Raw genomic sequence first — 14,396 nt, 5'->3', positions numbered from 1 at the left:
TTTTAACAAGATTAGAAATTTTTTCTATTTTCATTGAAAATCCATTAAACATAACAACGCAACATTATAAACTTTATCAAACAAAATTTATTTATATAGTCAATTATAATGTAAAACATAAAACCAAGATAAAAACACTGCTCTTAAGAGCAATCTTTTATATAAGAATTCTCCTAAAAATTCAAAAATTGCTCTTATTTTAGAATTAGGATAAGGGCAATTTACACCTTATTCCTTTGAAAGGAAATAAACTTATAAAAATTAACAATAATAATGTTCACATTCATCATCTCTTTTGTAGCTTAAAATTTCATTGTCTTTAAACCAAATTGGTATTTCACGAATCGAATCTACCTCATTTGCAGATGCATGAATCACATTGTAAATTGAAAAACCTTTTTCATTTGAATAATTAAAACTATGATAAGAAAAATCTCCCCGTATTGTTCCAGGAACAGCTAATTTTGGCTCAGTAGCACCACAAAGCTTCCTAACAACATCAATACTTTCAACCCCTTCAATAACAAATGCAAAAACAGGAGAATTTGAAATAAATTTAATTAAAGAATTCCAAACCGCCTCACTATGTCTAAAGGCAATATCATCGTATAAATAATGTTTTTTTGCTAAACTCTCATCAACAATAAGCATTTTAGCAGCCACCATTTTTAAACCTACTCTTTCAAATCTAGAAACTACATCGCCAATTAAACCCCTTCTAACTCCATCTGGCTTAATAATACATAAAGTTTTTTGTAATAACATTGACATAAATCCTCCTAAAATTTAGGACATGTATTTAAAAACAATTAAATAAATAAAAATACTTATTCAATACAAAATTATATATGATTCATTACATTTATATGGAATACTACAAGTTATAAAGCACTTAACCTTATATTTAAAAATCAAAATATAACTTTTACAAAATTAAAAACTACATTCCAAAAGGAAGAGCCCCCATAGTTTTTAATTTTATCTCTTCTTTAACTTTAGAAACAGCATCATTTAAAGCAGATTTAACCATTTGCTCAAAAGCATCATTGTCTAAATCATCAAAAAATTCCTTATTAATTGAAACTTTTTTAATATTAAATTCACCATCCATTTCAATAGCAACAATATTGCTACCTGCTTTACCACAAACCGTAATTTTAGAAATTTCCTTTTTAATATTGTCAATATTATCCTTAACATTAGACATATTTTTCAAAAAATCTAACGGATTTACTGCCATATTTTTATCCCTCCAGAACTTCACTTGCTCCAAAAATATTTTTTACAGTTTCTAATTTTTCAAAATCCTGTTCAGAGTTTTGAAAATTTTTCTGAAACACAATGCTTAAATTGGGAAATTCTTTATAAAATTCAGATCTTATCTCACCTTTATAATTTTGAAGCTCATTATATTCAAACTCACTAAACACCTTATAATAAAGAACATTGTCATCAATAGCAACTTCGCCTGAATGAACTAGGGTTTGAATATACCTTGAAACAATATAAATAAATTTATCTCTTATATCAATAAAATCATTTGAATTACTCGAATTATCATCTTCAATAAAAATTTCATCAATCTCGTCAATGCTATTAGTCTCTAAAATATTTTTATCAATTTTTGTTGACAAATTTTCATCACGATCAGCTTCCTCTTTTTTTTCTAAAGATTTGATTTCGGAAAATTCACATTTTAAACTAGATTTTGATGGAATAAAAGTCAAATCATCTTCGCTCTCATTATTTGATAAAACATCTAAATTATTTGAATTTACAGCAATATTTTCTAACAAATTGTCTTCAAGATTTTGAATTTTCTTTATTAAAACATGATTTGGAATATAATTTTTAAGTCTTAAAATTTTAATAAAATTAATCTCAAGCTCATATCTTGGATTAACCGAAAATTGCAAATCTCTGTAAGTTTCAAGCAAAACAACAATAATTCTTTCAAGATAGTTCAAATCAAACTTAATTAATTTTTTTCTCAAATCTTCAGATTTAATTCCAATAAACTCAAAATTTTTAATACCTATCTTTAAAAATAATGCCTCTCTAAAAAATTCGATTGAATCTAAAAGAAATTGCTCATAAGACACTCCAGATAAAAAAATAGAATCAAGAACACAAATTAGCTCTTTTACGTCTTCACTAAGAATGCTAGCTGACAACTTTTCCAAAAATTCATCATTAGTTAAGCCCATCTTGGATCTTATTTGATCTAATTTAATGTTAGAGTCACTAAAAGAAACTATCTGATCAAAAAGAGTATAGGCATCTCTTACGCTACCGCTACTTTTATATGCAATCCATTTTAAAGCTTCATCTTCATATTTAATATGATCCTCTAAGCAAACCTTCTTAAGCATATTATAAATCTTTTCTAAAGATAAAAGTTTAAAACTAAAATGTTGACATCTACTTTTTATTGTCTCTGGAAGCTTATGTGACTCTGTAGTGGCAAAAATAAAAACAATATAACTTGGAGGCTCTTCAATTGTCTTTAAAAGAGCATTAAAAGCAGAATTGGAAAGCATATGAACTTCATCAATAATATATATTCTATATTTAGAAATTGCAGGAGGAAACATTATCTCTTCTTTAATTTGTCTAATATCTTGGACCGAAGTGTTTGAAGCACCATCAATTTCAACAACATCAAGACTGCTGTCATTCTCAATAGATTTACAATTGCTGCACTCCCCACATGGCATAACTGTTGGACCATTCCTGCAATTCAAGCATCTGGCAAAAGCCCTGGCTGATGAAGTTTTACCAACACCTCTTGGGCCTGAAAAGATATAGGCATTGGCTATTTTATTTTTCTCTATAGAATGCTTTAGAGTTTCAACAACAAAGTCCTGCCCTTCAAGAGAGTTGAAATCTCTGGGACGTTTCTTAAGAGCAGTACCTCTTGAAGACGCCATCAACTTTTTACCTCCACATGCTTTAATAAGTAAAATATTAGCAAATATATACTATACAACATATTTATATCTCAGAACTATGTTTTAAAAGAATTACAAAAGAATTTTATGAAACATAAAAAAATATCTAACAAAACAAGCTTCCTAAAAATATAATAAAATTGAAAGCTTCAAAAAGACAAATCCACATCTTAACATAAAGCAAAGCATTACATTTGGGCTCAAAATTAAACCTAAGACTTACGTACTCATCAAAAAAATTGCTTACCGCTGCTACCTTCCAGTCCTGACGGGATTCAGCAATACTTGATAGTACGGGCCCTAGGAATCGGAGAGAATGGGATTCGAACCCATGATACATTTTACTGTATACACGCTTTCCAAGCATGCGCCTTAAGCCACTCGGCCATCTCTCCAGACTAACAAACTTTTCCGTGTCCAAGAGGACTTGAACCTCCGACCTTAAGAATCGCAATCTAACGCTCTATCCAACTGAGCTATGGACACAAACAATTAATTTTTATTGTAATAAAAATTGCTATTTATTACAATAAAAACATTCACCGGAAAATGGAGAAATTGTGAAAACTAAAATAATCATTTTTCTTTCAATATTATCTATTCTGTCATGCTCTAAAACAGTCTCGAATGAAGTTAATTCTAAATTTACAATAAAAACTAAAAATATCAAAGAAAATGAAATACTAAAAAACAATAATATTCTACACATAGATGCAAAAATTCCTTTTATGGAAAATGCAAACTTTGAATTTGAAAACCTAATAAAAAAATGGAAAAAATACATCGAAAATAAAATATCAAAACCCGAAAACTCAAAAAATGAATATTTTTATTTTTCCAACTTTACAATATTTAAAAATGAAAATATTGGCATTACATCTATTTTATACAAAGAATCTTTTAGAGAAAAAGAATCAAGCACTTTCTTGAAATATTATTCTTTAAACTTAAAAGGAAACAAAAAAATAGAAATTTCAGAAATAATATCAAAAGATCAGCTAGACTCTTTAATAAACGTATTAAAAGAACAACTAAAAAGTAGAATTAAAGATTTTTATGTCAAAGAAAAACATAGCCCAAAAGAATTGGAAAAAAAATTAACAACAATCTTTCCAAGATATAAATATTACTTTAAAAATAACCAAATTATAGTTTTTTATGATCCACTCTCAAATGATTGTAATGGCTGCGATAAAATTGAGTTTCAATTTCCCATACATGAAAACACAGAAAATGAATATCGACCAAACAAAAGCCTTCATTCTCAATCTTAATACTTAAAATTAAATGATAATTACGGAGAGGGTGAGATTCGAACTCACGGTAGGCTTACACCTACAACGGTTTTCAAGACCGTAGCATTAAACCACTCTGCCACCTCTCCAGAGTTAAAACAAATTTTAATAAATAAAGTACAACACTGTCAATATTTAAATAATTACGGAGAGAATGGGATTCGAACCCATGGTCCCTTTTTAAAAGGACAACTTCTTAGCAGGAAGCCCCATTCGGCCACTCTGGCATCTCTCCTATAACATTAATACATATTATCTTAGAGATATTATTATTGTCAACCGAATAAATTATAAATATTAGTAATTTATTCTAAACTCTTTATAGGCTTCTATTAAATTTTGGAAATCCCCAATAGAAATATCAATTTCAGGCAAAATACATTCTTCATGTAAGATTTCTTGAACCATTTTTTCCTCATTGTTGCTAAATTTTAATTCAATACACTCATCTTTAATTCTCCAAATATACGTATTTACCCTTATATTGTGATCAAAAACAAAAATAGGATCTCTCAAATTTAAAGAATTGTCAATAAAAAATAAATACTCTAAATACCAATTTACTTTTAAAGATACTGCAAATTCTTCAAGCAGAGTTTCAATTAACATATCCTCGCTAGACTCAAGCAATTTTAAAAATTTTGAATAAGAGGCTGGATTAAGTTCACAAAGTTTTTTCATATAAAAATAGGCATCCTCAAGATCGCGATTTCTAAGAAAAAATAAGGCTGCATAGAAATATATCAAATCTAAGTTAGAATAATCATTAACCATTCTCTCAATAGACTTTTTAGGAGAAAATTTTAAAAGCTCAACTGTTGCAATATGCATATTATAGATTGTATAAATATTTGGAAAATTTAAAATGGCTTTAACATAGGATGTTGTGGCTTGAGTCATGTTGCCTATTTTATGAAAAATAGTTGCCCTATTGTGCCAAATATATTTGGAATAATGAGAATCTGTTAAAAATTTCTCAGAAAGCCTAATTGCTCTGCTTATTTCCCCAATAGAATAAAAATAATACATTAAATAGTTAACAACAAGAGCAAGATTAGCATCAAAAAAAATTTTATCTACTTTTAAAAAGTTTGCTGCCTGAAGGGATTCACTGTTTTTTAAAATCCAAATATTAAGCTTAACTAGAGAATTGTTTTGATCCAAATCTCTCGCCTCAAAAAATAATTTTAAAGCCTCGTCCTTATTGCCCAACATTTCAAATAAAACGGCGCTATTGTTTAAAGCTTGTACAAAATCAGATTTTTGCTCTTTAGCTTTTAAAAAACAACTTAAAGCAAGTTCATATTCTTTTAAATTGAAATAAAAAACGCCTAAATTATAATTCTCAAAAGGACCTAGATCATCTTTATTTTTTTCAATTTTTCCATAATTTATAAGTTTAACTAAAAAATTATATTCACTTAAAACAACAGGATAAGTATTTAAAACATATAAAAGAGCCTTATAATCCTTTTTCTTGAAATAAATAAGCGCTTTAAGTGAAAGAGAATCAAAATTCTCATCAAAAACATCTAAATTATCAAGAGAACTTTTAAAATCACCATTTTTATAAAAATTTAAAGCCTTCTCAAAACTAAAGTTATTCATATTTTTTAAAAATCTCCATAGGCCTTACAGAAATTTCCTTTGAAAAAGAAGTCTTATTAACACTTTTATCCAAATTATAAGCAGCAATACTAATATAGTAAAGTCTCCCGTCTTCAAGCCCTGTAATCTTAAAAGAAGTTTGATTTCCAACATCAATAGGAGAAGTTAAAACACCATTGGTTTTTCCATGATAATTACCAGAAGCAACGCCAATATAAATGTAATACCCCTCAACGCTACTATTAACAACAGGAATCCATTCAATAAAAACTTCCCTAGAGCCTGGAATAACCTTTGTTATCACAGGAGGAAATGGAGCTGCTTCAGGAACGTAAGTAATTGACATCCTATAAAGAGAGGGGCTGCTTACAGAATCTCCACTGGGATAAAATTCAACTTTTATTTGAATATATTTTGATATTTTTGAATCTGGAAAATCTTTTTTAGGATCAAAATGAATCCATGCCCCAGTTAAATTTTTTTTAATATTCCCATGACTATCCGTATCATAAAATACCTTATTATCTAATCTGTAATAATAAACAATCTCTGTATCTTTAGGAACATTGGAATCAACATCAAAGGACAATACTTGAGAATAATATTTAGAAAGCTTAATAGGCTCTGTAATAATATATCCCATATTCTTTGAAAAAAAAGCATTACTAATCTCTTCAAAGCTTTTATGTATTTCTAAATTCTCAACCGCACCAGTAAAATAAGTTCCCAAAGTAAAATCAATAAAATTACCAATACTTAATAAGTATCCCGATCCTTCCTTCTTATCATCTGTTACATATTCTATTGCCTGAGGTTTAGAATCTATTAAATATTCAAGTATGCCATCTTTTTGCCTATATCTTAAAGTATGTAAATGCCATTTCTTTGGAATAAAGTCATCATGACTTTTCATTCTAATTTTGATAGGGTTTTTATTGTCTTTTAAAAATACATTGTTTAAAACCCAAACAAAATTTCCCTCATCGCTTTCTAATCTAATAGACTGATCTACCCACAAATTATTAATCTTTTTATAACCATCCCAACTAAAAATAATTTCTCCTGTAACAGAAGTTGTTCGATATACCCAAAACTTAATAGTAAAATCAGAAACAGTATTGCCTGAAAAAAAGAAAGCTTTTTTTGTTAGTGGCTTAAACTTAACGGGATTTTGATTGGAATAAAAAATTAAAGAGCCATTAGAAACATTACGAAATTCATTTGAAACTCTCAAACTTTTTGCACTAACTAAATAATTTGAAGATGTGTCTTTTAATTTATTATCCCTTCCTATTTCTAAGCGCAAATCAATATTATTCAAATCTAAAACAGCTTTATATCTATCCAAATAAATACCAAGTAACCCCCTCATATCCCTTTCAAAAGTAACATTGCTAGAATCTTGAATAAATTTAAAATTTTTTTTCGAATCAAGTATTAACTTCAATTCTTGAGATAAAAGAATAGAACAGCACAAAAAAGATAGCAAGAGTATTAAAATTAATCTCATTTTTGACCTTTTATTTGTTATTATTCATATTTTTAAACGCCCCAAAACATAAAACAAGCTGCCTTATGTTACAATATTATATCATAAGATAATTTCTAAAATCTAAAAACTATCTGACATTATGAAAGAGAATCTAACAAGTTTATTCGAAAAAGTAATAAAATTACCAACCACAAGCGGTTGCTATAAAATGCTCAATGAAAATAAAAAAATACTCTATATTGGAAAAGCAAAAAATCTAAGATCAAGAGTAAAAAGTTATTTTTTAGAAAAAAATAGTCACAAAATCAAAATATTAATGAAAAATGTAAAATCAATAGAAGTTATTACAACAAATAGCGAATACGAAGCATTGCTTCTAGAGTGCAATCTAATTAAAACCCACAAACCTGATTACAATGTAAAATTAAAAAATGGAAAAGGTTATCCCATGGTAAGAATAACCCACGAAAAATATCCAAGAATTTTCAAAACCAGAAAAATAATTAATGACCAAAGCGAATATTTTGGACCATTTACCAACGTAAAAAAATTAGACCAAGTACTAGATTTTATTAACAAAACATTTAAGATTAGAAAGTGTAAAAAAAAATCCAGTGTTCCTTGCCTATATTGCCATATGGGGCAGTGCCTTGGAGTATGCTACAAGGAAAATCTTGAAAAAGAATATCAAAAAGAGCTAGATAAGGCAAAATCCATACTAAATGGAAATATATCCGAAATATTAAGTCAAATTGATATCAAATTAAAACTTGCCATACAAAAAGAAGATTTTGAAACCGCTATCAAATTAAAAGAAATTAGAAATTCTTTAATAGAAATAAATCAAATCCAAATCGTTACAAAAAGCAATAATTTAAACATAGACTATGTCCATGTTCATCCAGGAGAAAATGTAAATACCATAATAGTATTAAAATATAGAAATGGAAAATTAGTTGAAAGAGATGCAAACTTTGATGAGAGTATATGCAAAGAAAATGAACTAATTTTACAATTTTTGATTCAATATTACACATCTATTAATATGATAGTACCAGACAAAATTCATATTTTTATCAAAGATATCGACACTAAAAATGTTGAAAAATTAATAAATGAAATTAAAAATACAAAAACAGAAATTATTTACAAAGAAACAGAAGAAATTTTAAAAATAATGGAAATGGCCATATCTAATGCTGAATTATCTTTAAGAGAATATGAAAATAAAAGCAACAAAGCACTTGAGAGTTTGAAAATTGTTTTAGAAATGGACAAACTTCCCAAAATAATTGAAGGATTTGACATTGCTCATCTTAAAGGGCAAGAAACAGTAGCTTCTATGGTTACTTTTAAAATGGGAATACCCCTTAAAGAAAACTATAGACTTTACAAACTAAACTCACTATTAAAAGGAGAAATTGACGACTTTAAGGCAATAAAAGAAGTAATATCAAGAAGATATTCAGAAATAATTAATAACAACTTAGAATTACCGAATTTAATTTTAATTGACGGAGGCAAAGGACAATTAAATGCTGCTCTTTCTATCTTAAAGGGCTTAAAAATAGAAAGCAAAGTTAAGGTCTGTTCGTTGGCAAAAAAACAAGAAACAATATTCTTAACAACCAACAAAAAAGGAATAACTCTGCCCCAAGGACATCCTGCCCTTAGGATACTGCAAAATGTAAGAGATGAAGCACACAGAAAAGCCAACGGATTTAACAAAAAAAGAAGAGAAAAAATAGCCCTATTGTATACAAAAATACACGGAATTGGAGAAAAAACAGCCCAGAAAATATTAAAATCAATTGGAACCTATAAGGATATATTACCTTTAAGTGAAAATGAAATTTCGGAAAAAATAAAAGTAAATATTCAACTTGCAAAAAGAATAAAAGAATTTGCAATAAAAGAAAACTCAATAAAAAATTATAATCAATATAAATAAATTTTAAATTTAATTAAAATTTTATATAATCTATAAATTAACGGTAAAATTACAAAACTTTAAACTAGATTATTATCTATTAATATTTTTTTAAAATAAAACACTATTTGAAATTCCAGGTGATAAAACCAAAAAAAGATCATTAATAAGTTTATTTCTAACCTGTATATTTAAAACATCTCCCAAAAGCTCTATTTTATAATTTTCAGAAGAACTCTTAACTACTCTAAAAAAATGAACAATCTCTGTGTAATCAAAATCATCTAGCTCTGCAATAACTTCATTTATTAAATTATCAAATATTTTTTTACGCGCTTTTTTTTCTAAATTTTTAATATTTAAAGATCTCCCTTCAATTTTATTTAATTTGGCCAAAAATTTTTCTATACCGTTTTGAAAGTTAATATTTTTAATAACAACTTCAAATTCAAAGCCCTTAGGAATATTTTTTCTACCTATTATCTCATATCTTAGATTATTAAAAAATAAAGGATAAAAAATGAAATCGTCCTTTGCCTGAGATTTTAACCCACGAATTTTTGCTCTCAGATCATCATCGTTTGGAATATTCAAATAATTAAAAAATATTTCAGGACTACTTTGAAAATTTTTAATAGAATCAAAAAACTCAATTAAAACAATTTCTGCCAATCTAATTTCAGATCTACAAGACAAAAAACAAAACAATAAAATCCAATTTAATTTTTGCTTCATACATTAAAAATGAAATTTTGATTCTGTAGAATAGTGCATTAAAAAATTATTATTAAGCTTTAAAATTGAGAATATTAAAAAATATGACAAATTTAGATGAATATTTTTAGAATAAATTCTCAAATATAAATCAAACTTATATAAAATTTTCAAAACAATTTTAATTTCTGGAATTGAATAATTTTTAATCCCTGCTCTATAAATTTTATTTAATGAAAAAAAGATTTTATTTTTATTCAATGCACTCTGCAAGCTCCCACATGCATTATAATCTATTTGCACCTTTAATAATCTTTTAAATTGCCAAATAAGACTCATTAAAACATTAAGCAAATCTTCTCCTTGATCTAAAATAGACTTAATCTTGATCAAAGAATGAGTCATATCTTTTCTCAAAATTGAATTAAATAAGGAAAAGGTATTTTCAAAGCGAATAAAACTAATCCAAGAAGTTATATCTTCCTCATCAATGGTGTTATTCTTGGCAAAAAGTGCAAAAGAATCTATATAGAATTTCAAAATTTTAGTATCTGAATTTAACATTAAAAGCATCAAATTTATTGCAGAATCTGTAATTTTAATATTAAGATTAAAAAAATTTCTTCGAACAAATGTAAATTTATCATCATCAGAAATCTCATAAAAAACTTTTTTTATAAACTTAAGCTTATTTTTAAAATCAATATTACATGTATTGCTATTAGAAATGAAAATAACGGTTTTATTACTAGACTTTAAAATTGCATTACACACCAGCTCTAAATCTTTTCCTGCTTTTAAAAGTTCAGACTCATAAACAATAAAAATTTCTTTTTTTGAAAAAAAAGAATTAGAAAATAGTTTTTCAGCAAATTCTAAAGCTGATAGTTCTGACAAAAAAATTTTAGTAACTGAAACTTTGGATTTAAAAGCGCCCATCTTGATTAACAGCTCTTTTAAATAAGCTTCTTTCAAACCCTGCTCATTACCCAACAATAAATAAACTGCTTCCATCAAAGTAAATTATAATCCAAGTGCCAAATATATTATACTTAAGCTAGGAGGAGAATATGAAAGTTGCAATATTTACAGATACGTATATTCCAGAAAAAAATGGAGTGGCAACGTCAATAAAACAAATTAAAGAGGGATTTGAAAAAAATGGCTATGAAGTTTACATATTTTGTCCAAAATCCAAAACATCTTTAAACGAGAAAAACGTTTACAGATGCCCATCTATTCAAATAAATAAAAAACTTGATGCTGTGATAGCTTTTCCCAATAAAAGAAAAATATCAAAAATAATAAAAAATTATAAACCAGACATCATTCATACTCACTCCGAGTTTTCTATGGGAAAAATTGGAAAACAAATTGCATTAAAACAAAACATACCAATAGTTCATACAAGCCATACAATGTGGGATTATTACTTGCATTACTTAGGAATTTTTAAATATTTTATTAAACCTGACAAAATGATGCAAAAACATTACAATAAAATAAAATATTTTATTTACCCATCAAGTAAAGCAAAAGAAAGATATTTTCAACTTTCAAATAATTCTTCTAGCTATAAAATAATTCCAAATGGAGTTGACAGAAAGCTTTTTATAAAAACTCTAAGCAAAGAAAAAAAAGATGAAATTTTGAAAAAGCACAATATAAAGCAAACAGACAAAATAATAATATTTGTTGGAAGAATAAATAAAGAAAAAAACATAAATTTATTAGTAACACACTTAAAAGATCTTTTATTGCAAAACAAAAATTACAAGCTTATCATTATTGGCAAAGGAAGTGAAGAAAAAGAAATAAAAAATTTTAGCATCAAACATGGACTTGAAAAACAAATATTGTTAATAGGAACAATTCCCTGGGAAGAAATATGCTATTACTACAAAATTTCTGATATTTTTGCTAGCCTATCAAGAAGCGAAGTATATCCAATGACAGTAATAGAAGCATTAACCGCTGGAATACCTGCTATTTTAATAAATGATTATATATATAAAGACGTAATAAAAGAAGGAATCAACGGGTTCTTAATAAAAAAATACGAGAACTTATCTAAGTATATAGACAAAGTAATAAAAGATGATGAAATGCTAAAAACATTTAAACAAAATGCAAAAAAATATTCCACTAAATTTTCAAGCTATTTTTTCACAAAAAAAATTGAAAACTATTATTCAGAAATTATTGCAAGAAAAAATCATTAATATAACTTATCAAAAGGCACAAAACAAATTGGAAACTTAATTTTCATATCCAATAAAACATTTTTAATAGACTCCCCAATAAAATATTTAAAATCCCAAAAAGCCTCTGTATTAACAAAAAATCGAACTTGCAAAACCATATAATAGGGAGTATATTTTTTGACAATAAGAGTAGGAGAACAAATCTGAACATCAAATTTTTTATTATTGAAAATCATTATATCTTCTATTTTATCTTTTAATAAACCAATATTTGTATCATAGGGAACTTGAAACGAAAACACAACCCTTCTTCTGGGATTTGCTGAAAAATTAACAACAAAATTGGATGTAAGCTTGCTGTTTGGAATTTTAATAATTTCTTCGTCAAATGTTTTAAGTGTAGTAAAAAAAATTTGGACATCCTCAACCAAGCCTTCAACATCTCCACATTGAATATGATCTCCACACTTAAAAAACTTAGAATTTAAAACAATAAATCCACTAACAAAATTAGATAAAATACCCTGAGCAGCAAGCCCAATGGCAAGCCCTAATGATCCAAATACAGCAACAATAGATGTTGTAGGCACTCCAAGATATGGCAATATTATTAAAACAATAACAAAGTCTGTTAATATTTTGAAAAAAGATTTTAAAAAGTTAAAAACTGTAACCTCTAACTTCTCCTCTAATCTGGACTTTTCTAAAGTCTTAAATAAAATTTTTCCCATTTTATTGACTATTAACTTTAAAAAATACCACAGCACTATAGCAATCGAAACTTTTAAACCATAACCTACCACACCCTCGACAATATAATTAAAATAATCTTGAAATATAAAAAACTCCTTAAACAAATTAAACTTTCCTTCCAAGCTTTACATAAATTAATTGAATTATAGCACAAAAAACGAACAAGCCTTCCAATAAAACTCCCAATAAAAACAATGGGTCAATGTTTTAAAACCATAATAAAGCATGTTTTCGTCAATACTAGCCAACAACAAAATGAACATTACAACAATATTTGTGATAAAATTAGTATCCAAAGGTTTTTACTAAATTTAACAAGACAAATGCATAAAAAGAAACAAAAAAAAATATATGAAATTCTGGACTTGTTTTTACTTGTCTTTAAAACAACAACACTTACAATTGGCGGAGGATTAATAATTATATCTGAGCTTAAAAAAATATTTGTTAAAAAAAGAAAAATAATATCTGAGGACGATTTTAACAAAATACTAGCAACATCAAATGTTATTCCTGGAGTTACCGCAATTAATTTTGTGTTCCTAGTAGGAAGAAAATTTGGAGGTTTCCCATGCGCACTTTTGCTAGTTGTTGCAGGAATTTTACCTTCCATTATTGCAATAATAATGGTTTTTCTTTACCTAAAATTAGTACCAGATAGCATACATGTTAAAAAATTTCTCGAAGGCGCAAAAATATCTTCAATTATCATAATGATAACCGTTGTTTTAAAATTTTCCAAAAAAATGTTGAATAACTCTATAATAAAATGGACAATATGTTTTCTTGTAATTTTTGCAATTTTTAAATTAAAAATAAGAATATCATATATATTGTTAATTTTCTTTTTAGTATACACACTTAAATATATAACAATAAAAAAAATATTAATTAAATAGAAAAAGGATATCGATTGACTTTAATAAATTTATTCATTACATTTTTAAAAATTGGATTATTAAATTTCGGAGGCGGCAATGGAATTGCAGCAATAATAAACAACGAAATAATTAATAATAAACATTGGATAACAAAAGAAGAATTTGTCAATATGATTACAATATCAAGAATAACCCCCGGGCCTATTGCAACAAACATAGCAACATACGTTGGAATGAAAACCGCGGGAATTGCAGGAGCAATAATTGCTACAGTAGCATTAATAACAGCTCCAATAATAATAATGATTATAATCCTCCTAATACTACACAAAATCGGCTTTTTAAATTATTGCCTAGAAAATCTAAAACCTATTATTGTTGCGCTGTGGATAATTACAATAATCATTTTGCTTGAAAATACATATTTAAAGATAGAAAACAACAAAACAGAGCTTTTGAGAACCCTGGCTATTGTGGGAATTAATTTTTTTATTTTATTTTTTTATAATAAAATAAGTCCAGCATTAGTAATTATACTTAGTGGATTTTTTTATACATTAATATAAAT

General features: G+C 26.8%; 13 protein-coding genes, 4 tRNA genes and 1 other RNA gene. 5 read left to right on the top strand and 13 right to left on the bottom strand.

Features of this window, described 5'->3' with window-relative positions; translation table 11 throughout:
* Positions 1-261: 261 nt before the first annotated feature.
* The 6 genes from QIA00_RS02325 to QIA00_RS02300 all read right to left on the bottom strand — a co-directional run bounded on the left by QIA00_RS02325 (position 262) and on the right by QIA00_RS02300 (position 3,437).
* On the bottom strand, positions 262-771 hold the full coding sequence (locus QIA00_RS02325; protein ID WP_316257243.1) for a nucleoside-diphosphate kinase: 510 nt from the start codon (positions 769-771) through the stop codon (positions 262-264).
* A 169-nt stretch (positions 772-940) separates the two neighbouring features.
* The gene (locus QIA00_RS02320) at positions 941-1,240 is read right to left on the bottom strand and encodes a YbaB/EbfC family nucleoid-associated protein (protein WP_316257242.1); all 300 of its coding nucleotides are present in this window, start codon (positions 1,238-1,240) and stop codon (positions 941-943) included.
* Positions 1,241-1,244: 4 nt separating this feature from the next.
* Positions 1,245-2,930: a DNA polymerase III subunit gamma/tau gene (gene dnaX, locus QIA00_RS02315; RefSeq protein WP_316257240.1), complete on the bottom strand. Its 1,686-nt coding sequence runs from the start codon at positions 2,928-2,930 to the stop codon at positions 1,245-1,247.
* Between the two features lie 229 nt (positions 2,931-3,159).
* An RNA gene (gene ffs, locus QIA00_RS02310) (signal recognition particle sRNA small type) lies at positions 3,160-3,256 on the bottom strand.
* Between the two features lie 3 nt (positions 3,257-3,259).
* Positions 3,260-3,346, bottom strand: a tRNA-Ser gene (locus tag QIA00_RS02305).
* 17 nt (positions 3,347-3,363) lie between these two features.
* Positions 3,364-3,437 (bottom strand) — tRNA-Arg (locus QIA00_RS02300).
* 74 nt (positions 3,438-3,511) lie between these two features.
* Between QIA00_RS02300 and QIA00_RS02295 the strand changes: the two genes are divergently transcribed.
* Positions 3,512-4,225: a hypothetical protein gene (locus QIA00_RS02295; protein ID WP_316257239.1), complete on the top strand. Its 714-nt coding sequence runs from the start codon at positions 3,512-3,514 to the stop codon at positions 4,223-4,225.
* Between the two features lie 23 nt (positions 4,226-4,248).
* Here the strand turns inward: QIA00_RS02295 and QIA00_RS02290 are convergent.
* From QIA00_RS02290 to QIA00_RS02275, 4 genes are all read right to left on the bottom strand, one after another.
* Positions 4,249-4,335 (bottom strand) — tRNA-Ser (locus QIA00_RS02290).
* A 57-nt stretch (positions 4,336-4,392) separates the two neighbouring features.
* Positions 4,393-4,481, bottom strand: a tRNA-Ser gene (locus QIA00_RS02285).
* A 62-nt stretch (positions 4,482-4,543) separates the two neighbouring features.
* Positions 4,544-5,854 (bottom strand): tetratricopeptide repeat protein, encoded by a 1,311-nt coding sequence (locus tag QIA00_RS02280; protein WP_316257238.1) that lies wholly within the window; start codon positions 5,852-5,854, stop codon positions 4,544-4,546.
* Positions 5,847-7,364, bottom strand: coding sequence for a fibronectin type III domain-containing protein (locus QIA00_RS02275; RefSeq protein ID WP_316257236.1), 1,518 nt, complete (start codon positions 7,362-7,364; stop codon positions 5,847-5,849). The genes QIA00_RS02280 and QIA00_RS02275 overlap by 8 nt, the downstream gene beginning before the upstream one ends.
* Before the next feature lie 121 nt (positions 7,365-7,485).
* Between QIA00_RS02275 and uvrC the strand changes: the two genes are divergently transcribed.
* Positions 7,486-9,297, top strand: a complete 1,812-nt coding sequence (gene uvrC, locus QIA00_RS02270; RefSeq protein WP_316257234.1) for an excinuclease ABC subunit UvrC — start codon at positions 7,486-7,488, stop codon at positions 9,295-9,297.
* 90 nt (positions 9,298-9,387) lie between these two features.
* On the opposite strand, the gene QIA00_RS02265 is transcribed toward uvrC, so the two are convergent.
* Both QIA00_RS02265 and holA read right to left on the bottom strand, forming a co-directional pair.
* On the bottom strand, positions 9,388-10,011 hold the full coding sequence (locus tag QIA00_RS02265; protein ID WP_316257232.1) for a hypothetical protein: 624 nt from the start codon (positions 10,009-10,011) through the stop codon (positions 9,388-9,390).
* Positions 10,012-10,014: 3 nt separating this feature from the next.
* Positions 10,015-11,004, bottom strand: a complete 990-nt coding sequence (gene holA / locus QIA00_RS02260) for a DNA polymerase III subunit delta (RefSeq protein WP_316257230.1) — start codon at positions 11,002-11,004, stop codon at positions 10,015-10,017.
* Positions 11,005-11,060: 56 nt separating this feature from the next.
* Here holA and QIA00_RS02255 point away from each other — a divergent pair, with 56 nt between their 5' ends.
* On the top strand, positions 11,061-12,212 hold the full coding sequence (locus QIA00_RS02255; RefSeq protein WP_316257228.1) for a lipid galactosyltransferase: 1,152 nt from the start codon (positions 11,061-11,063) through the stop codon (positions 12,210-12,212).
* Here the strand turns inward: QIA00_RS02255 and QIA00_RS02250 are convergent.
* The gene (locus QIA00_RS02250; RefSeq protein WP_316257226.1) at positions 12,209-13,051 is read right to left on the bottom strand and encodes a mechanosensitive ion channel family protein; all 843 of its coding nucleotides are present in this window, start codon (positions 13,049-13,051) and stop codon (positions 12,209-12,211) included. The genes QIA00_RS02255 and QIA00_RS02250 overlap by 4 nt on opposite strands.
* 219 nt (positions 13,052-13,270) lie before the next feature.
* Between QIA00_RS02250 and QIA00_RS02245 the strand changes: the two genes are divergently transcribed.
* Entirely contained in the window at positions 13,271-13,846 is a 576-nt protein-coding gene (locus tag QIA00_RS02245; RefSeq protein WP_316257225.1) for a chromate transporter, read from the top strand.
* Positions 13,847-13,860: 14 nt separating this feature from the next.
* Entirely contained in the window at positions 13,861-14,394 is a 534-nt protein-coding gene (locus QIA00_RS02240) for a chromate transporter (RefSeq protein WP_316257224.1), read from the top strand.
* Positions 14,395-14,396 lie beyond the last annotated feature (2 nt).

The organism is Borreliella americana (assembly GCF_032595795.2).
In the GTDB taxonomy this organism is placed as follows: Bacteria; Spirochaetota; Spirochaetia; order Borreliales; family Borreliaceae; genus Borreliella; species Borreliella americana.
The sequence above is the reverse complement of the archived record's forward strand: the minus strand, read 5'-3'. Positions and strand labels throughout refer to the sequence as shown.